14 protein-coding genes and 3 pseudogenes are annotated in these 20,526 nt (G+C 40.9%); 11 read left to right on the top strand and 6 right to left on the bottom strand.

What is annotated here, in order from left to right; genetic code table 11:
• Positions 1–533 precede the first annotated feature (533 nt).
• The 4 genes from ACFE93_RS14205 to ACFE93_RS14220 all read left to right on the top strand — a co-directional run bounded on the left by ACFE93_RS14205 (position 534) and on the right by ACFE93_RS14220 (position 4,476).
• Positions 534–1,826: an ATP-binding protein gene (locus ACFE93_RS14205; protein ID WP_375473899.1), complete on the top strand. Its 1,293-nt coding sequence runs from the start codon at positions 534–536 to the stop codon at positions 1,824–1,826.
• Positions 1,816–3,645, top strand: a complete 1,830-nt coding sequence (locus ACFE93_RS14210; RefSeq protein WP_375473900.1) for a tetratricopeptide repeat protein — start codon at positions 1,816–1,818, stop codon at positions 3,643–3,645. The genes ACFE93_RS14205 and ACFE93_RS14210 overlap by 11 nt, the downstream gene beginning before the upstream one ends.
• A gap of 91 nt (positions 3,646–3,736) precedes the next feature.
• A complete protein-coding gene (locus tag ACFE93_RS14215) occupies positions 3,737–4,153 on the top strand; it encodes a XisH family protein (protein WP_375473901.1) in 417 nt (138 codons plus the stop codon).
• Positions 4,141–4,476 (top strand): XisI protein, encoded by a 336-nt coding sequence (locus tag ACFE93_RS14220; protein ID WP_375473902.1) that lies wholly within the window; start codon positions 4,141–4,143, stop codon positions 4,474–4,476. The genes ACFE93_RS14215 and ACFE93_RS14220 overlap by 13 nt, the downstream gene beginning before the upstream one ends.
• 225 nt (positions 4,477–4,701) lie before the next feature.
• Here the strand turns inward: ACFE93_RS14220 and ACFE93_RS14225 are convergent, their stop codons facing one another.
• Both ACFE93_RS14225 and ACFE93_RS14230 read right to left on the bottom strand, forming a co-directional pair.
• A complete protein-coding gene (locus ACFE93_RS14225) occupies positions 4,702–5,808 on the bottom strand; it encodes a PstS family phosphate ABC transporter substrate-binding protein (RefSeq protein ID WP_375473903.1) in 1,107 nt (368 codons plus the stop codon).
• Between the two features lie 149 nt (positions 5,809–5,957).
• Positions 5,958–7,217 (bottom strand): protein kinase, encoded by a 1,260-nt coding sequence (locus tag ACFE93_RS14230; protein ID WP_375473904.1) that lies wholly within the window; start codon positions 7,215–7,217, stop codon positions 5,958–5,960.
• Between the two features lie 5 nt (positions 7,218–7,222).
• Between ACFE93_RS14230 and ACFE93_RS14235 the strand changes: the two genes are divergently transcribed.
• Positions 7,223–7,357, top strand: a complete 135-nt coding sequence (locus ACFE93_RS14235) for a hypothetical protein (protein WP_375473905.1) — start codon at positions 7,223–7,225, stop codon at positions 7,355–7,357.
• Positions 7,358–8,464: 1,107 nt separating this feature from the next.
• Here the strand turns inward: ACFE93_RS14235 and ACFE93_RS14240 are convergent.
• The 4 genes and pseudogenes from ACFE93_RS14240 to ACFE93_RS14255 all read right to left on the bottom strand — a co-directional run.
• Positions 8,465–9,091, bottom strand: coding sequence for a heme-copper oxidase subunit III (locus ACFE93_RS14240; protein WP_375473918.1), 627 nt, complete (start codon positions 9,089–9,091; stop codon positions 8,465–8,467).
• Positions 9,092–9,189: 98 nt separating this feature from the next.
• Positions 9,190–10,923 (bottom strand): cytochrome c oxidase subunit I, encoded by a 1,734-nt coding sequence (gene ctaD, locus ACFE93_RS14245; protein ID WP_375473906.1) that lies wholly within the window; start codon positions 10,921–10,923, stop codon positions 9,190–9,192.
• A 102-nt stretch (positions 10,924–11,025) separates the two neighbouring features.
• On the bottom strand, positions 11,026–12,114 hold the full coding sequence (locus ACFE93_RS14250) for a cytochrome c oxidase subunit II (protein WP_375473907.1): 1,089 nt from the start codon (positions 12,112–12,114) through the stop codon (positions 11,026–11,028).
• Positions 12,115–12,555: 441 nt separating this feature from the next.
• Positions 12,556–13,050, bottom strand: a pseudogene (locus ACFE93_RS14255) (TonB-dependent siderophore receptor); the annotation flags it as partial.
• A 404-nt stretch (positions 13,051–13,454) separates the two neighbouring features.
• On the opposite strand from ACFE93_RS14255, the gene ACFE93_RS14260 reads away from it, so the two are divergent.
• The 6 genes and pseudogenes from ACFE93_RS14260 to ACFE93_RS14285 form a co-directional block, all read left to right on the top strand.
• Positions 13,455–14,390, top strand: coding sequence for a heme A synthase (locus ACFE93_RS14260; RefSeq protein ID WP_375473908.1), 936 nt, complete (start codon positions 13,455–13,457; stop codon positions 14,388–14,390).
• A 238-nt stretch (positions 14,391–14,628) separates the two neighbouring features.
• Positions 14,629–15,582, top strand: coding sequence for a heme o synthase (locus tag ACFE93_RS14265; protein ID WP_375473909.1), 954 nt, complete (start codon positions 14,629–14,631; stop codon positions 15,580–15,582).
• A gap of 376 nt (positions 15,583–15,958) precedes the next feature.
• On the top strand, positions 15,959–16,618 hold the full coding sequence (locus ACFE93_RS14270) for a hypothetical protein (protein ID WP_375473910.1): 660 nt from the start codon (positions 15,959–15,961) through the stop codon (positions 16,616–16,618).
• Positions 16,619–16,930: 312 nt separating this feature from the next.
• Positions 16,931–18,403 (top strand): annotated as a pseudogene (locus ACFE93_RS14275) (IS66 family transposase).
• Positions 18,367–18,966, top strand: coding sequence for a hypothetical protein (locus ACFE93_RS14280; RefSeq protein ID WP_375473911.1), 600 nt, complete (start codon positions 18,367–18,369; stop codon positions 18,964–18,966). The pseudogene ACFE93_RS14275 and the gene ACFE93_RS14280 overlap by 37 nt, the downstream one beginning before the upstream one ends.
• Positions 18,967–19,236: 270 nt before the next feature.
• A pseudogene (locus ACFE93_RS14285) lies at positions 19,237–20,491 on the top strand (IS701 family transposase); the annotation flags it as partial.
• Positions 20,492–20,526: the final 35 nt, after the last annotated feature.

Genomic DNA, 20,526 nt, shown 5'->3' on the forward strand with positions numbered 1-20,526 from the left:
TAACCCTCCCCGTATGTATTGGGGAGGGAACAAGATTTCTTATTTCCCCCCTTTATAAGGGGGGATTAAGGGGGGTAATTTGACTCCCGCCTTGCGATACTAAGTATATTTGCAAAAATGAGATACCCGCCTAGTAAACCAATACTAACAACAGCTACCATCGCATCGGCTAGAGGGGAATGAGACAAAGCACACTAAAAATTTATTTTTATAACTGAAAATTTTATTTTATTTATGTGTTAAGTAGCTTTTAGGATGTTATCTGTATAATCTATCATTCAGTCTGAATTATCCAATGTATAATCTATCATTCAGTTTTATTGATTATTGACCTCTGTTACTTATTGATAGGTTGAAATTTGGGGATTAAGGCATCTCTTTTTAAGACATAACATACCACTCACTTAGTAGTTATTTATTAACGTAATTTTAGAAGTTATGTAGACATACTCTATCCTAGACATTACCTTAACTTGTGCTTCAAAAATCATGAGCCATTATATGAATAGTTAGCACGTTAACAGCACTATCCAATGTCTCAAGACTTATTAAACTCCTTTCAAGAAGCATACAGTAATCTCGAACTGTTTCCGTTGATGGAACGGAGCGAAATGGAAAGATTTCGAGTCGAATATGGTGATGATTTGATTGCAGACCTGAACCAATTAGTGGAAGATAGTCCTAATGGAGATGGCAAAATTGTCTTTACAGGACATCGGGGATGTGGTAAGTCTACTTTGTTAGCTGAATTTAGCCGACAAATTCAAGATAAATATTTTGTAGTTCTGTTTTCTATTGCCGACAAAATTGAAATGTCGGCTGTTAATCATATTAATATACTGTTTGCGATCGCAGTTAATTTAATGACCGAGGCAGAAGCACGCAAAGTTGATATTCCGCAATCCACTAAAGAAGCTCTTTATAAGTGGTTTGCTACCCGCACTCGCACTGAAGAATCAAATTTGCAAACAGAAGCTAGTATAGGTTTTGACCTGTTAAAATTGATTAGTTCTAAATTAAAAGCTGATGCTAGCGTTCGGGATGAAATTAAGCAAGAATTTGAACGTAAGTTATCAGATTTAGTTGCCAGAATTAATGAAATTGCTGCTCTCATTCAAGCTGCAACTAAACAAAACGTTTTAGTAATTATTGATGATTTAGATAAACTTGACTTAGGCAGAGTTAACGAAATTTATCGAGATAATATTAAAGCTCTTTGTCAACCTAATTTTCAAATTATTTACACCATCCCGATCGCAGTCCTTCGAGAAACATTTATTAGCACAATAATTGCCACTGAAACTAATGATCAAGTTGTGGCAATGCCTGTCTTAAAAATATTTGATAAAGGTAAAAATCGCTTCCCTAACGCTGAACCTCGCCCGGAAGCAACAAAGATTCTCGGTGAAGTGTTAGAAAAGCGGATTCCCAGTGAATTAATTACGGCAGAAACGGCTGAAAAGATTGTGATTTCTAGTGGTGGCGTATTGCGAGAGTTAATTCGGATTTCTAAAGAATGCTGCCGTATATGTTTGCGAACGATCCGGCGAAATCCTTCAGCCAAAGTGATCATTGATGATAAAATTCTTCTGCAAGCAATCAATAAAATTCGCAATGATTTTTCCATCCGTTTAGGAAAGGTTGATATCGATATTTTGCAGAGTGTGTATGAACAATTTATGCCCAATGACCCCAAACAAGCAGAGTTTTTAGATTTGTTACATGGGCTGTATGTTCTAGAATATCGCACTGAGGAAACTTGGTACGATGTTCATCCAATTATTATCGAAAGCTTGAAAAGACAGGGAGCCATTAATGTTAAATGAAAAACTATTAGATGACGAAGGAGAAAACCAAGATGCCTATGATGATTTAATTGTTTCTATTGAAGCTCAAAAGCGGGGATTAAATTTACTAATTGCAGTTTGCGATGATGCTAGCTTTCGCGATCAGATTATTGCTCAATATGAAGCTGAACTACAATCCGCCTTCGGTGCATATCGAGTAACTTTAGCACGTCAAGAACCAAGCCTGAAAGCTGCTCTTAACCAACTGATACAACAAGAAGAATATCTCCGCCAGCAAAATCCGGCGATAATCACTGTAACGGGTGCTGAACAATTGTATTTTCTCAGATTGGGAAATGAGCAATCAGAACAGGAGAAGTTTTTTGGTTACTTACAGTGGACAAGGGAAGGATTGCGCGAATTTCCATTTGCGATCGTACTTTGGGTAACTAACCAAATTTTAGTCAACTTAATTAAAAAAGCTCCTGATTTTTGGAGTTGGCGCAATGGTGTATTTCGGTTTGAATCTAAAAAGACAAATGCTATTCCTGGTAAGGAACTAGAACATATAAGCTTTGTTTTTAGAGACACAGAATTAGCCAGCACAGATACTAATGAAAATAACCCCTTTTTCTTACCCATTCAAGATTTACAAAGGTTAATCGAGAAAGTAGAACAAGAACGGGGAACTAAAGATCCTACCTTGGCTACTTTATATTCAAGGTTGGGCGATATATACCACAGCAGATTAAATCGGGGTGAATCTCAAAATTATCAAGAAGAACAAGAATTAGCAATTAAATATTGGTGTCAGGCGAGTGAGCTACAAAATGAATTAGGTTTGCAGATAGACTTAGCCACTAGCCTCAACAATTTAGCAGGAATATACCGTGCAACGGGACGCTACAGTGAAGCTGAACCTTTATATAAACAAGCTTTAGAATTAACGAAACGCTTGTTAGGAGAAAACCATCCGGCTTTTGCCACTAGCCTGAATAATTTGGCAGGACTCTACAAATCTACTGGACAATATAGTAAAGCAGAACTCTTATATCAAGAAGCTTTAGAACTGAGGAAGCGTTTGTGGGGAGAACACCATGCCGATGTCGCTGCCAGTCTGAACAATTTGGCATTACTATATGATGAACAAGGACGTTATGACGAAGCAGAACCTCTATATTTGCAATCATTAGAACTCGAAAAACGTCTGGTTGGTGAAAATCATCTTTCTTTCGCTCTGATACTGAATAATTTAGCGCTACTTTATTATCATCAAGGACGCTACAGTGAAGCTGAACCGTTATCGCAACAAGCAATAGAACTAGATAAGCAATTTTTGGGAGAAGAAAATCCTGATGTTGCAACAGATTTGCACAATTTAGGTTTAATATACCGCGCTCAAGGACGTTACAGTGAAGCGGAATCTTTGTTTTTGGAATCATTGGAACTCAAGCAGCGTGTATTACAAAAAGCGCATCCGCTTTTAGCAGATACTATCTATGCTTTGGGTTATATGTACAGAGAACAGGAGCGTTACAATGAAGCGGAACCCTTATGTATAAAAGCCTTAGAACTTGATAAGCACCTATTGGGAGAAAATCATCCCAATGTTGCCGAAAGTCTCAATAATCTGGCAGAAATTTATCGTGAAACTGGACGTTACAGTGAAGCAGAACCGCATTATTTGCAAGCTTTAGATATTTGCGAACGAGTCTGGGGTGTTGAGCATCTTCGTTGTGTGGCTGTGCGTCAAAATTTAGAGAAACTTGCCGCAGCAATGCAGAATAATGGAGAGTGCGATGTCTTGTCTACGACACGCTGCGCGAACGACAACCCCTTCGGGGAACGCAATGTATAAAGCAAAAATCTAATTTTAGGTTAAGCTAAACGCTAAAACATCATAAAAATGGCATATTTTCATTTTGAGACTCTAATGTAGAGATAGCAAAATGGCTAAAGATGTTTTCCATCAACAGGTAAAAAAAGCATTAATCAAAGATGGGTGGATAATTACTCATGACCCTTTTACAATTCGTGTTAGTGAAGCGATTAAGCTACAAATAGATTTAGCGGCTGAAAATGCCATTGCCGCAGAACGGAATACAGAAAAAATAGCTGTTGAAATCAAGAGTTTTATTGCAGATTCAGATATCAGGGAATTTCATACTGCACTCGGACAATATTTGAATTACTGCCAAGCTCTAGAAGAACAAGAAGCAGACAGAGTGCTTTATTTAGCCGTTCCGATCGAAACATATCAAGACTTTTTCCAACTTTCTTTTGTCCAGCGTACCCTTCATCGTTACCAAGTTAAGTTGATAATTTATGACCCAAAACGTGAGGAAATTCGGCTATGGATAAAATAGAACACTATCGACAATTTATCAAACAAATTTTGAGCGAACATCAACAAATCACGTCTAATACCGATACTGTCAAATCACAATCAATTTTAGACAACGAAAACGACCATTATCAACTAGCTTACGTTGGCTGGCAAGGAGATAAGCGGGTGTTTGGCCCGGTTATGCATTTTGATATTCAAGATGGAAAAATATGGATACAGTATAACGGTACAGAAGAGTCTGTTGCTGAACGATTGGTTGAGTTAGGTGTACCCCCTTCTGATATTGTTATTGGGTTCCATTCTCCTTTTAAGCGCCAGTTTACCTGTTATGCTGTCGAGTGAACTTCAACTCAAGCTAGGACTTACGCAAAAAACCTCTCTAATTGTTATTCCTCTGCGTTCTCTGTGGTTTGATTTTGCGTAACCTGTGCGTAAGTCCTATGAAGCGATCAATACATGGATATTGAACAAGTAGTAAATGGATAGAAAAGCGATCGCTCCAAATCCCCGACTTCTTAAACAAGTCGGGGATCGGTAGGAAGCTTGCTCAATTGTCCTTCAAATTTACTAGTGAACTCTAACAAAACCAGCTTGCTCAATTGCCTTTTGCCCTTGGTCAGTTAATAAAAGATTGGCATAAGCATTTCCAATCTGCTGTTCTGGACCTTTATTCTGCTTAATAATCACAGATAAATTAGCAATCATCGGATAGCTGCCATTTTTGATCGCCTGAGTATTTAGCTGGTTGCGCCGACCCGGACACTGTTCAGGCGAAACCATCGGCTCTCGATACGGGGGAATTAGCTGACCAGAAGTCTGACCCAATGGCAAAGCCTTCACGCTACATTGAAAAACTACCGAACGGGCAGAAGCGTAATACACACCACCAGGGGTTTTACTGAGTTGGCGCACTGCATCTGTAGCAGAGTAGACATACTGCACATTCGAGCCAAGTGCTTGTCTTTTTAAGTCGCTGTTATTAGAGAATATTACTGTATCTGCATCCTCTGGTCGTTGGGAAAAAGCCGTGATGGGTAGATTTGGCCCACCGACTTGATTCCAATTAGTAATTTTCCCCAAATAAATTTGCTGCAATTGGTCAACAGTTAAACCAGGCACATTCAGTGATGGATTGACTACCACTGCTATCCCATCTTTACCCACCTGACGTTCCTCAAGGGTGAAGCCTCGCTCTTTTGCCGTAGCTTTTTCTTCATCTGTAAGGGGACGGGAGGACTGAGCAAAGTCTATTTTCCCATCAAGCAACATCCGAATGCCGGAGCTAGAACCAGGACTACCATTAACAGGGTTTACATAGCGTAATTGTAGTTCCGGGCGATCGCTCTGGATCTGAGAATCTACCAATTGCCGGATTGATGCCCAAGCTGTACTACCTCCGTAATTGAATGAGGCAGGGGGAACATCAGCAACTGTCTGAAAAGTTGATCCATTATTATTAGAGACATTATTAGAGACATTATTAGAGACGCTCTTGACATTTTGAGCAGAAGAAGGGTTAACGCTGTTGCGGGACGACAATAAATTTGGCTTCAATAACCACCAAAGTAATCCGCCAATAACCATAAGTGTGAGAACTTTACCAATAATCAAACCTCTGAGAAACAGGGCGATTTCGCTGTTAATTAAAGCTTTTCTTTGATTTGTATTGTCCATATTTTTAAATATTGTTTCATTGTATTTATCTTACAGGAATATCTAAGTATTTATCCTACAGTAATCTTAAAATATTTAGATTAAAAATAAATCTGTAATAGCTAGTTAATAAGCAGTTTTATGATTGTTGCTAGATGATTAACTCTTTCTCATTGAGATGAAATTTGCTCTTTGGTAGTTTCTGCAATGGTGCAATTGCTTTGACAGATTCTTCTGTTTGGTGTTGATTTAGCTAGTAGACTATTTGTATTAATTAACGGTAACTCCACAAATTTTTCTAGAAAACTCTTTAATGGAGTGGGTTGGTTTGGAAGCGATGACCCTGTATTAATAAAGCTGTAGATTAAAACTATTACTATCAAGCTAGTGGTAGCACCAAGACCGATGCCTAGCAGCAAAATAAAGTTTTTATAAGTTAGCAAATCGGTATCATCAGCCTTGTGGTTGATGTCAGCACATTGTGAAGACTCTGACAACGCTACATCATTAAGGGCTTGCAAAGCTTCTGTGGCAGACTGATAACGCTGGCTGTAGCGATCGCGAACCATTGTATCTAAAATATTTGCCAGACTATCACTTACCTGTGCCTTATCGCGCCAGATAACTTCTCCAGTACTGGGATCTTCTGGTAGTTGCTCAGGTATTAAACCTGTTAAAGCTTGAATGCCAATCATCCCTACAGCATAAATATCGCTGCAAAGTTTTGGCTTTCCCTTAGCCTGTTCGCTTGGCATATAGCCAGGGGTTCCAACAGCAATTGTTAAGCCTGCTCCCAAAGCACCAATTTTCTTAATACTCCCAAAATCAATTAGCACAATCTTCCGATCTGAGGACCGTCGCATTAAGTTTTGAGGTTTTATATCTCGGTGAATAATATCGTGTTGGTGGACGAAAGCCAGTACTTCTAGGATGTCTTTTAATAAATTTAAAACTGTATTCTCGTTAAGAGGCTGACCTGGGACAATTTCTTGAGTCAAGGCATGACCGTCAATATATTCCTGAACTAAATAGAAATCCCCATCTTCATCAAAATGGGCAAACAGTCTCGGAATTTGATCGTGGTCGTTGCCTAGTTGGTATAAAACTTCCGCTTCCCGAGCGAATAGCTTTTTAGCAATGGGTAGAACAGCAGGGCTGGAATCTTTCGGATGGAAATGTTTGACGACACAATGGGGTTGTCCTGGTAAATCCAAGTCAATGGCCAAGTAGGTATCACCAGAACCTCCACTTCCTAAGTGTTTAATAATCTCAAAGCGATTCCGAAGTGTTTTTCTATTGAAAGGGTATTGATTTCTGTTACGTATAGCACCCCCTAATAAGTAAGTATTATCAGATTCTCCGCTTCCCATCACTTTGACAGTTTCAAAGCGACTTCGGAGTGTTTTTCTGACTAGAGGGTTCTGGCTCATGTGGCGTGTACTACTATATTAATTTACTGACCATTCAGAGCTTGGGTGATGTTATGAATAACTGCTTGCTGGTAGATTTACTGATATTTGCGGCAGTTAGCCATCGGGCGATCTATGCTTTAGATGAGTTGGATGCTTAGTTGCTTGATTGCTTTATTTAATACCTTTATAGGTATCTTAATACAAAATTAATTCATGAAATACTTTTGTAATTTTATCACTTAAGTAAATTTAACACTAGTCTACAGTATTTAAACTGTGGGCAGAAAAAAATATTCAGGAATCAGGATATTTACTTATTTATTTTAACCGTTAAGTCTGATTACTGACAAAACCTTGAACAGTAAAATTTAAAGGCAAAAGGCACAAATACCCTGACAGTATTCGCCACAATTTTTTTTACCAGATTTTAGTCATTACCAACTGCGATCGGGTTGTCAGCTCAATGTAAGTTCGACGAAAAAATAAAAAAAGAGCGGATAAGTTTTTGAGGTAGATACCGAGTGATGGTTTTTGAGGTAAATTAGGTGTAACTTTTCAATCACTCACACATTTCACGATCTCGATCTACTCATAATTCTGGTAAATCTGTAATGCGTATTCGCTTCTCTGAAATACCACAATTAATATCTGATACCAATTGTTAAAAAAGAATCCATCCCTACCCTTAGCAAAACGAGAGTGCAGGTTGGGTTATCTGTCGTAAACATTTTTTGAATTGGTACAAGCTACTTAAATGAGAAAGCAAAATGGCGAATTACAATGCTTGCAATCTCTCGAATAACTTTAAGTTTGCAGTTTTCTGAGTAGAAGAAATATTAGGACTGCATTTCCTTAAATTAAATCCGCATAAATTTGCGAACTTTCTTTATTTGTTGGTTTACTTAGTCCTTAAGATATCAATTTACAGTATATTAACTGCTTATTCAATACTTTCTCCAAAACATCCTACTTTTCCCACTTTTCCCACCTTTTACTTTACTTGCATATATATCATTTGCAACAACTCAGTTGCATCTAGCAAAAGTAATAGTGAGAATAGTTTAAACTTGCTTTTATATATTTTTTTATTTAACTTTTTTAGGCAAACGATAAATATACGTTATCCATGACCCTTGTAAAGAGGTAGCACTGCTACGTCTCTACAATCTTTTTCACTGATATTTTTATTCTGTTAATTAAAAAAGCCCCCACTAAGGGGGCTTATCAAGTTGTCCGCGTGGATTAAACAACTAGTTAATTAATACTCACAGTAGATACAGTAATCCGAACAAAATAATCCAAATCACGTCAACGAAGTGCCAGTAGATTTCGGCGGCTTCAATACCAAAGTGCTTTTCGTTACTATAGTGACCCGGAACGCGCGATCGCCACAATACGGCAACAATCGCCAAAACGCCGATGGTAACGTGCAATCCGTGGAAACCAGTCAAAACGTAAAATGCACTAGCAAATAAATTGGTAGTTAAACCAAATTCTAAATGGGTATATTCATATACTTGACCCACCAAGAAGATAGCACCCATTGCAGCCGTAATTGCTAACCAAATCTGGGCACCCCGCGCATCGTTCTTTTTGATCGCAGTATCGGCATTGTGCATGACAAAACTACTAGAAATTAGATTGATGGTGTTGACTCCAGGTAGCAATAGTTCTAACTCTGGGGTACCTGCTGGGGGCCATGCAGGTAAAGTAGCACGGAAAGCCAAATAGGCTCCGAACAACCCCATAAAAATCATCCCTTCAGCAATCAGGAAGACAATTAGCCCAAACAGGCGATGGTCTGGATGTTCTTCGTGATGACTAACGGACGCTTCTGCCGCGTGGTGATGATTCAGTTCGGTTTTAGCTGGGTCAATAGTTTGACTTTGCATGAATTTTAATAAGTGGGGAATTGGGCATTGGGCATTGGGCATGGGGCATGGGGCATTGGGAAGAGAATTAAACCAGTCCCTAGCCCCCAGTCCCCAGTTTATTTCCGGTCTTCAGGATTGGCAGCAACTGCTGGGTCGGGTTCTGCTCTTAACACCGAGTTCGGGCCGCCAGACAAGACGGGATTGGGGTCAGATAAGGGTACACCTTGATTAGCATTTTCCAAACCGTAGTCGTAGGGACCTGTAGCTAATACTGGGAGTTCATCAAAATTCTCGATCGCAGGTGGTGAAGTAGTCATCCACTCTAAGGTCAACGCTCTCCAGGGATTATTACCAGCTTTCTCGCCGTATAACCAACTCCAAATCGCATTGATAATGAAGGGGAATGTCGAAACTGCTAGTATATAAGCGCCATAAGTGCAGATTTCGTTGATAAAGGTAAATTTGGGGTCATATTGGGCGACGCGGCGGTTCATGCCCATTAATCCCAGTTTGTGCATGGGTAAGAAGGTCATGTTTAGACCCACTATTGTTAAGGCAAAGTGAACCTTACCCCAAAATTCGTTTAGCATCCGTCCCGTCATTTTCGGGAACCAATGGTAAATCGCCGCATAAATGCCGAGAACACTACCACCAAACAGGACGTAGTGCAAGTGTGCCACTACAAAATAAGTGTCGTGAACGTGAATATCAAAGGGCACTGCTGCCAACATCACACCACTGATCCCGCCAATCACAAAGGTGCCAACAAAACCCATTGCGAACAGCATGGCACTGTTAAGCCGGATTTTCCCACCCCACATGGTTGCTAACCAACTGAATATTTTAATTCCCGTGGGTACGGCAATGATCATGGTGGTGATCATAAAGAACATCCGCAACCAACCGGGGATACCGCTGGTAAACATGTGGTGTGCCCAAACAATTAGCCCCAGAAAGCTAATGGCAAGAGAAGAATAAGCGATCGCTTTATAGCCAAAAATCGGCTTGCGGGAATGCACCGGGATAATTTCTGAAATTGCCCCAAAGAAAGGCAAAATCATGATGTAAACCGCAGGGTGGGAGTAAAACCAGAACATGTGCTGATACACAACTGGGTCGCCACCCCCAGTTGGATTAAAAAATGTCGTTCCTGCCAATAAGTCAAAAGCCAGCAGAATCAGACCTGCTGCTAACACTGGTGTAGATACCAGAGTCAGTGCCGAGGTAGCAAACATCGCCCAGCAGAACAAGGGCATTTGATGAACTCCCATACCGGGGATACGCATCCTGAGCAATGTGACGAGAAAATTGATTGCTCCTAGAATCGATGACGTACCTAGTAGGAGAACGCTCATAATCCAAATTCCCTCACCTACTTGACCTGTTACCAAGCTCAGGGGAGGGTAGGAAGTCCAACCTGCATCCGGTGCATCGCCTACCAATAAACTAGCGATCAACAATAAACCCGCAGGGGGAATCATCCAAAAGGCAACAGCATTTAAGCGCGGAAATGCCATATCCTTTGCCCCAATCATCAAGGGGATCAAGAAGTTAGCAAAACCTGCTCCAGCTGGCACGATCCACAAGAAAATCATGATTGTGGCGTGCAGCGTAAATAAGCTGTTGTAGACTTCAGGGGTGACAAAATCGACTTCTGGGGTTCGCAGTTCTGTACGAACCAAGTCAGCCATCACGCCACCAATGCAGTAGAAAATGAACGTAGTGACTAGGTATTGAATCCCAATCACCTTATGGTCGGTGTTGAAGCCAAAGTAGTCTTGCCATTTTCTCCCTGGTTCCTCAAGAAGGGCAGGGATATTGGCAGTTTCTTGCAACTGAGCTTGGGTCATTTGTCATTTGTCCTTTGTCATTTGTCCTTTGTCACTTGTCCTTTGTCACTTGTCCTTTGTATGAGTACTAATGACCAGTGACTAATGACTAATGACCAATGACTATTTGTGAACTTGATGGAGGATTTCTGGCTGAATTCCCATATCCTTGGTGTAAGGGGCGAGAAATTCATTTGGGGATAAATCAGCAGGGTTGACAGCAACAGCTTGATTTAGCGTTTCTTTGCTGGCAACTAGCTGCTCTTGCTGCCATTTATCAAAGGCTTCTTCTGTCTCAACTACTACTGGCGCTCTCATTGCACCGTGGTAGGGGCCACAAAGTTCAGCACAGATTAGGGTATAATCGCCTGCTTTTTTGGGGGTGAAGCGAATCTCGCTTTGCCTACCGGGGATCGCATCTTGTTTCAGCCGGAACTCTGGCACCCAGAAGGCGTGAATGACATCGTTGGCTGTCATATTGATTTGTATTTCTCGCCCAATGGGTACGTGCATTTCACCTGTAGTTATACCAGTTTCAGGATAGGTGAAAATCCAGGCATATTGTAGACCAGTAACGTTGACCTGTAATTCTGCTGGTTTACCTGCTTTATCAGGAGTTCCCCCAATTGTTGGAGCAACACTACCAACACCAGGGGCATTCCGCAGTTGGGGAATTTGGTCAGCATTACGGACTTCTGCCGTAGCTGGGTCTTGCATTGCCTGATCAGATTTTTCTTGATTGAGGTTGGGTTCGGTGCTGGGAGGAGTATCGCTTAAAGTTGCGGCCATTGCACTTCCATGACCTGGCATTTTCATCGACTCCTGATTCATCGGTGCTTCATGGATAGCATGGGGATCGAAGCCACCGATTTCGTTGTAGACATCAAAGCTGTAAACAGAAATACCAATAACGATAATTGCTGGGATCGCCGTCCAGAGAATCTCTAAAGGTACATTGCCCTCAACTGGTGGGCCGTCTTCATTGTCACCTGCACGCTGACGATATTTAAATGCAGAGTAAATTAAAACACCTTCTACGAGCAAAAATATACCTGTAGAAACGATCATCATCGCGTTGAACAAACCATCCACCAAGACGGCTTCATCCGTGGCTGCTGCTGGCAACAGACCGTGATTTTGACCGTACCAAAAGCTGGCGAGCGTTAGCACGATGCCAATGAGTAATGTCCAGATGGAACTTGGAATCTTCACGGCTTACTTAATTGAATTTACTATGTTATCTCAGAGCTACTCACTTACTAAGGTAGTCTAGGCTGTTAGATATGGAGTACAGTGTTCTGAAATTTTTATTAATTTTTTTAGCTACTTTACTCATCCTGAGTGCAAGAAATTGACCATACAATAAGGTTTAGTTAAGCGTTGTCTTTTGAGAATTTCGGTAAAAACGCTAATTTCGATTTTTTATAGGGTTGATCAGATCCTGAGAGAAATAGACATAAATCAATGGGAAAATTTAAGATATAGCAATTCTATTTCATTTGTGAGAATTGAAAGCGACAGATTCCCGACATCTCAAAGATGTCAGGGATCTTGTTTCTCACGATCGCCTGTTGACTACTAAAATTTCTGTATCAGTGATTTATCAATCGAGCTGGGCATCATTTAAGTTTTTTCAGCATCAATATGAGAGCATCATAACTCCCAGGAAATCGATCCCACTACCGTCAATGGATCGCCTGGGAAAACAATGCAGCCTGCTCTGGGAACTCTCAAAATAGTCAATGTCAAACAGATTCCGAATATTGACTTCAACTCGAAAACTTCCCTGCTTGTAAAAGATAGCAGCATCCGTGCGTAAATAACTTGGCACAGTAAACGTGTTGTTTAAGTCTTCCTGGCGATCGCCGATGTAAAATAACCCCAAGCTCAAACTCCAACCCCTTCATTCCCTTACTACCCTATGGCAATAACTTTCCAACCAGGCAAAATTTCGCCTGCAACATCAAGTTCAACGCCTCGACTACGTTGCTCTCCGACTTGAATGGAAAAGCTGGGATTGTTAAGATCGGTGGTCAAGACGTTGGTTTTTGTAATCTGGTATGCTGCCAGCGTTGCAGACAGTCTATCACTCAAATCTGCTTTGATACTTACCTCATATTGAGTGCCGCGTTGAGGTTGAAAAACAGATTAATGAAAAATTTAGGATATTGAAATTAATAGGACTTACGCAAAAATCGCCCAGAAGCTTAATTTGTCGAACCGCCAACTCTTGGAGAGGCTGACGCCAACGCGTAGCGTCTCGTAGAGAAGACGCCAAAAACGCCAACTCTTGGAGAGGCTCCGCCAACGCGCAGCGTCTCCAAGAGTTGAATTCGTAGAGTGTGCGTAAGTCCTAATTAATTGCAACTAATTAATTTTTCACATCTTGAAAAATACCTAAAGCTTCAAGCAAAAAGTGGCTAATGTACTTCAAAGTATAAGTGAGTGCTGATCTATAAAGCTTTAGCGTATACGCTAGGGTGGAGATGGGACGCTAAAAGAAAATTGAAGATTTTAAGAGATCCACCAAGAGCGGGCAGAAGGTATCGTTCATGAGCGAATTTGTCCTACAACAACAAAATGAAGCGGCTCTTCAGCAGCAAAAGCCCAAGGAAATGATTCGGCGCTTGGTGTGGAAAATGTGCATAGCCACCTTAATTTTGATGGCGATAGGCAGTGCCACCCGCGTCATGAATGCTGGACTTGCTTGCCCAGACTGGCCCTTATGCTATGGCGAACTCGTGCCAGCCAAGCAAATGAATCTCCAGGTGTTCCTGGAGTGGTTTCACAGATTGGATGCAGCTTTAATTGGTTTAAGCGCGATCGCACTTTTTGGTTTGTCCTGGTGGCGTCGTCGTTTCTTACCCTCTTGGCTGCCTTGGGCATCTACATTCGCCCTATTTCTAATCGTCTTCCAAGGCATCTTAGGGGGACTCACCGTTACCGAACTGTTGCGGTTTGATATCGTTACCGCCCATTTAGGAACGGCGCTGTTGTTTTTTACTACTCTCCTGATTATTGGCACAGCACTCACACCCTATCAGGGGACTGGAACCGTTGGTAAGTTGCCTTGGGTCGGTTTAACTGCTGCTGTTCTAGTTTACCTGCAAAGTTTACTAGGTGCTTTGGTTGGCTCTCGCTGGGCGCTACACCAATGCCTCGACGGTTCTCAACTTTGTACTGTAATGTACAGCCATATTGCTGGTTTGGTGCCGCCAACAGTGGCAACCTTGGCAATGGTATTTATCTGTTGGTGGACACCAGCACTACATCCAGCCTTGCGGCGACTGGCAAATATGGCTGGTGCTTTGTTGATATTACAAATCTTGTTGGGATTCGCCACTTTCAAATTACACCTCCAAGTCGAGCCTCTCACCGTGTCTCATCAAGCTATAGGAGCTACTTTGCTAGGTACTTTGGTGGTTTTCACAGTTCTCGCACTGCGTGACTCAGTGAGTGCTAATTCACAAGTGCTAAGTACTGAATAGGAAATGGGGCATTGGGCACAAGAGGAAGAGGGGAAAAACTTACTGCAACTTCTCCTCTGCTCCCCTGCTCCTTTGCTTCCCTACCCCCTGCCCCCACTCCCCACTAAACGATAGAGCTGCAACGGCGAGTATCGCGACCCACGCAAGTGCAGAAAATCTGTGTTTTCATTTGCCTGAAAGAGCCAGCTTGAGCGGGGGCTGCATATAAGTTGTTGAAAAATAAGGAACCAGAGCCAAAATGATTGAGACTAATGTCTCTCGCCACCACGAAACATTTTTCCAGGTAGTTCAAAGTTATTACCAGCTAACGAAGCCTCGGATTATTCCGTTGCTTTTGATTACCACGGCTGGAAGTATGTGGATTGCTGCTAAGGGAGAAGTAGACCCATTGCTGTTGCTAGTAACTCTTACTGGTGGCACTTTGGCTGCTGCAAGCGCCCAGACGATTAACTGTGTCTATGACCGGGATATTGATTATGACATGGAGCGGACGCGCCATCGTCCGATGCCTTCCGGTAAGGTACAGCCGCGTGATGCTCTAATTTTTGCGATCGCATTGGCGACGATTTCCTTTACACTCCTGGCAGTATTTGCCAATCTTTTAGCCGCCCTCCTAGCCTTTTCTGGCATCGTCTTTTATATTTTGGTGTATACCCACTGGCTAAAACGCCACAGTACCCAAAATATTGTCATTGGTGGAGCAGCTGGGGCAATTCCGGCATTAGTGGGTTGGGCTGCTGTCACAGGTACTTTAAGCTGGTCAGCATGGTTAATTTTTGCTATCGTCTTTTTGTGGACACCACCTCATTTCTGGGCTTTAGCTCTAATGATTCGGGACGATTACGCAAAGGTGGGGATACCAATGCTACCTGTAGTTGAAGGTGACACAGTAACGGTGAAGCAGATTTGGTACTATACGCTGGTCACAGTATTTGCAACCGTGTTATTGGTTTATCCTTTAGGCGCAAGTGGAATTGTTTATGCTGCGATCGCCCTAAGTCTGGGAGGATTATTTATCCACAAATCTTGGCGTTTGTTGCAACATCCAGAGGATCGCACTGTAGCTAGAGATTTGTTTCTCTATTCCATCTCCTACATGATGCTGTTGTGTCTGGGGATGGTAGTGGATAGCCTTCCTGTCACCCATAATCTAATTAATGCGGCGATCGAGCAGTTGCATTTTATTGGATAGGGGATGCAAAATTTAGCGATCGCGTTGGTAAATTGGCGCGATCGCGTTTTTAATAAACTAAAAATTATACATAATTTAAAGTTTGGTGTATTTGCGATGTCTACGACGGGCTACACCTACGCAAGTAAAGTTTTAGTCATAACAATACCTTAGCCAAAAAAAGAGTATGAAGAGGTAGGGCTGCCGTAGTAGAATTATTGTCTCTCACAACGACAACTCAATAACTACTTTTCAGCCCAAGCACTGAATATAGTTATTTTTGTCAAAACAATCTTAAAACTAATACCCGCAGCCATAAGCTGACTTTAGTAACCAAATTATTCAATGCGACCATACTAAGCTGGATATTTGCATAGTTGATAGTGATGGTAATTTATTGTCTGACCGTCCTTGGCTAACCACTATTGTGGATACTTATTCAAGCTGTATTGTTGGTTTCCGCCTATGGATCAAACAACCAGGTTCTACAGAGGCGGCTTTAGCTTTAAGACACGCTATTTTGCCCAAAAACTATCCTGATGATTATAAGTTAAATAAAATTTGGGAAATACGCGGGACTCCTTTTCAATATTTTTTTACTGATGGTGGAAAAGATTTTCGCTCAAAACATTTTAAAGCCATTGGTAAGAAACTAGGATTTCAGTGTGAACTACGCGATCGTCCTCCCGAAGGCGGTATTGTAGAACGCATTTTTAAAACTATTAATACTCAAGTTCTCAAAGATTTACCTGGTTATACAGGGGCAAATGTTCAGGAACGCCCCAAAAATGCAGAGAAAGAAGCGTGTTTGACAATACAAGATATAGACAAGATCCTTGCTAGTTTCTTTTGTGATATTTATAACCACGAACCATATCCCAAAGATCCCCGCGAAACAAGATTTGAGCGCTGGTTTACAGGAATGGGAAGAAAACTACCTGAACCTTTGGATGAGCGAGAATTAGATATCTGTTTGATGAAAGAAGCGCAACGAGTTGTTCAAGCGCATGGATCTATACAGTTTGAGAACCTGATTTATCGAGGAGAATCACTGTAAGGATTCAGGTGGCAGGGCTGAAGGGGTGACAAGCGTCCGGCAAATCAGACATCGCAAGCAAGCCTTTTAGCTCAATTAGCTTCAAAAAGATTGTCTAGCTGTTGTGCCACAAAACTGGCATATTAGACCAGAGTCTGGGATGAATCCATAAAGCAATCGCTATTTCATTGCCAACAAGCCTGTCAATAAGACTCTATCTTTTCGGAGTCAAATAGATTAAAAGCTTGATGGGCAAAGCTTTTAGCGGTCTTGTCACCCCGTCAGGTGGCAGGGTATTGACAAAGTGATTCCTTGAGGGTGAATATCGCTTATATGAACCAAAGCCTGCTTCAAAATTTAGACCGAGAAAGCTTGAACCAGTTATCAAAAGAAGAACTGGTGGAGATAATTATTGAGCACAGCAAGGTAATAGGTGAGTTACAGAAAATAATATCAGAACTACAGCAAGAAATAGAACGGTTAAAAGTTAGCAGAGATTTAGACAGCAAAACCTCATCAAAACCCCCGTCTGGGGACATTCTCAAAAGGAGCGAGAACAAAAAAGCACCACCCCAAGAAGAATTGAATCAGCCCAAAAGAAAACCAGGTGGGCAACTAGGACATACTGGAAGAACCCGTAAAGGTTTTGGTAGAGTAGATCGTTATGAAATCTTACGTCCATTGAATTGTGTTTATTGTGGTCAAAAAGCGTTTGCTCCAGCAGCAGTAAAAGTAGAAAAACAGTCTGTAGCGCAACTAGTGGAACGTCCGATTGAAGTAGTTGAGTATCAACGCCATACCTGTGTGTGTGAGTGCTATGGAAACGTACAAACAGCAGCCTGGGCACAAAATATGATCCCAGGACAAGATTTAGGAGTTTCCTTACAGGCGTTTTTAGGGTGGGTAAATAACTATGGACACATGCCCTATGAAAAACAGCAAGAAATGCTATGGGAACTGGGTCAAATTGAAATTGGACTCGGAACGTTAGTTACCACCAATGAACGAATTCAAAAAGCAATTGAACCGAGCGTTAGTGAATTAAGTAGTTGGCTAAAACAGACACAACCTAACATTCATGTGGATGAAACACCTTAGTCAGTTAAAGGAGTCAAAGAATGGTTGTGGGTAGTTGCCAATTCTGAGTTCTGCCTGTTTACTGCGGCTGACACTCGTTCACGATCTGAATTAGAAGCAATTTTAGGCACTCAATATCAAGGTGTAATCTCTTCCGACGATTTTAGTGTTTACAATGGCTATCCAGTTTTTGCCCAACAGAAATGTTTGGCTCATCTACGCCGTCACTTTAAAAAATTAATTCAACTTCCAGGTCTTCACAACCAGGCTATTGGGGAAGCTTTTGTTGATTTAATTGATGAAGCCTTTAAAAATTACGCTCACTGGTTTGAAACTCTTGACTCCACCAGTTACAACGACTGGGTAAATCAATTCAAATCTAAGTTACAACAAACGCTCAATCAGTGGATTGACAAAGCAGGAGCAAAAGCCGGCCAGCTTTTACGTTCTTTACGGAATCAAGCTTCTCAATGGTGGTATTTTCTTGAAAATCCGGAAGTTCCCCCTGATAATAATCAAGCCGAACGATCGCTGCGTTTGGCTGTGACAAAACGTAAGGTGAGTGGTGGTTCCCGTTCAATGGAGCGGTTTCAACATACTGCCAATTTGTTGACGGGGGTACAGACTTGCCGCCGTCAAGGTAGGTCTGTAATTGATTTTTTTGCACAAGCTCTAATTGCTGACTCTAATAATTGTCTGTCTCGCTCTTCTTTGCTTACCCAATATTAGACCTGAATCCTTACGAATCACTCAAGGCATATAGAGGTGAATTTGTAACGCTTAGATATGATCCAGACCATATCCTGACTTTATATATCTACAGTTGCGAAACTAATGATAATTTAGAAGATTTCTTGGGCTATGCTCATGCCGTCAACATGGATACCCATGATTTGAGTGTAGAAGAATTGAAAGCTTTGAATAAAGAGCGAAGTCAAGCTCGCAAGGAGCATTTTAACTATGATGCCTTATTAGCATTAGGTAAACGGAAGGAACTTGTAGAGGAACGAAAAGAAGACAAAAAGGAAAAAAGACGCTCAGAACAAAAGCGTCTACGTTCAGCTTCCAAGAAAACCTCAAATGTTGTTGAACTGAGGAAAAGTAGAGCTGATGTTTCTTCAAAGAGAGATGACAAACTGGAACTCTTGCCAGAGAGAGTTTCAAAGGAAGAAATACAGCTTCCGAAAACAGAACTGCAACCAGAACTATCTGATCAAGCTGGCACTCAAGAGCAGGAGAGACACAAGCTGCTTGTCCCTAATCGTAAACAACATTTGAAGAAGATTTGGTAATTTATGGCGCGATCGCAACTTGCTATTCAGCCCTCCGTTGAAGCCTTAGCTCCTGAGCTAGATTTAAATGCTCAACTTGCTAAAGTCATTGAAGTTGAAGAGATATTCAATAATTGCTTCATACCAACGGATCATGCTTCAGAGTATTTTAGATGGTTAGATGAGTTGCGGATACTGAAACAATGCGGTCGAGTAACCCTCTTCTGTCACTTTCCGAGTATTCTTAATAAAAGGATTAAAAGAAAAAACTCTCTTCAGGTAAGCAGGGCAATGGATGTAGAATTACAAATCCTGAAACATTTAGCTAGAGACGCCCACTCAACAGTTGCGCTCGTAGATGAATATTGTGCAGAGTATAAAGACCTGTTCAAAGAAGTAAGGAATTATGAATGCTTCAAATATTTACATTTAGGGATAATTTCACCAATAAAAAGAAAATCATTACCAGAAATAGCCAAAGTAGTAAGTATAAACTCGGCACAGTCATTAGATCATTTCATAGCCTATTCAAATTGGTCAGTAAAAAAATTAAAGAGCCGAATATTAAAGAAATTAATATTGCATTAAATGGTCAGGCAATAACCGTAGTAATAGATGAAACTGGAGATAGGAAAAAAGGTAAAAAGACAGATTATGTTGCAAGACAATATCTAGGGAGCGTAGGAAAAATAGATAATGGAATAGTGTCAGTCAATGCTTATGGAGTTTATGAAAATATAACATTTCCATTAAGTTTCAAAGTGTTTAAACCGAAGGGGACGCTCAAATCAGGAGAAAAATATAAAACCAAAATATAATTAGCATCAGAAATTATTACAGAATTAAGAAATAAGGGGTTTAATATTGAATTAGTATTAGCGGATAGTTTGTATGGTGAATGTGGCGAATTCATCAAAAAGCTCAATGAATATAAATTAGCTTATGTTGTAGCAATTTCGTTGTAATCATGGAGTCTGGCTGCCAGCCAATCAGAGCGTTAGAGCTAACAAGTGGTGCAAATTTGAAAGAACATTTAGTAATCAAAAATCTGAAATCAGATATATCCGAGAAATAATTTATGGTAAAAAAAGAGCCATAAATTACTGGGAAATAACTACTGACCCAGAAACAATGCCGGAAAATTCTACTTCATTTGTCATGACGAATCTTCAAGGAAATCTCAAAAAAACTTTGGGCGTATATGGATTAAGAACCTGGGTAGAATATGGGTTTCGACAATGTAAACAGGAACTCGGCTGGACAGATTATCGCTTGACAAATTTTCAACATATAGAGAGGTGGTGGGAAATTATTTTTTGTGTTTACACTGCGGTTTAGTTTAAATTCCCCAGCCTTGTTAGCCTTAAATCAATCTCTTCAGATTGAAACCGAGGTGACATGTACTAGTTGTGCTAATTGTGTGGATTTTTCTCATCACCAACAATGGAATCATAATTCTGGATGGAAGAATACTCTTAATAATTTTCGTTTAATTGTCCAACCTCTTTTACTATTCTGGCTGATTTATCCACAGGTCTCGGCATTTGAACAACGAATTAACGCCTGTCCCAATACAGTGGC

The sequence above is a fragment of the uncultured Nostoc sp. genome, from assembly GCF_964247315.1.
In the GTDB taxonomy this organism is placed as follows: Bacteria; Cyanobacteriota; Cyanobacteriia; order Cyanobacteriales; family Nostocaceae; genus Nostoc.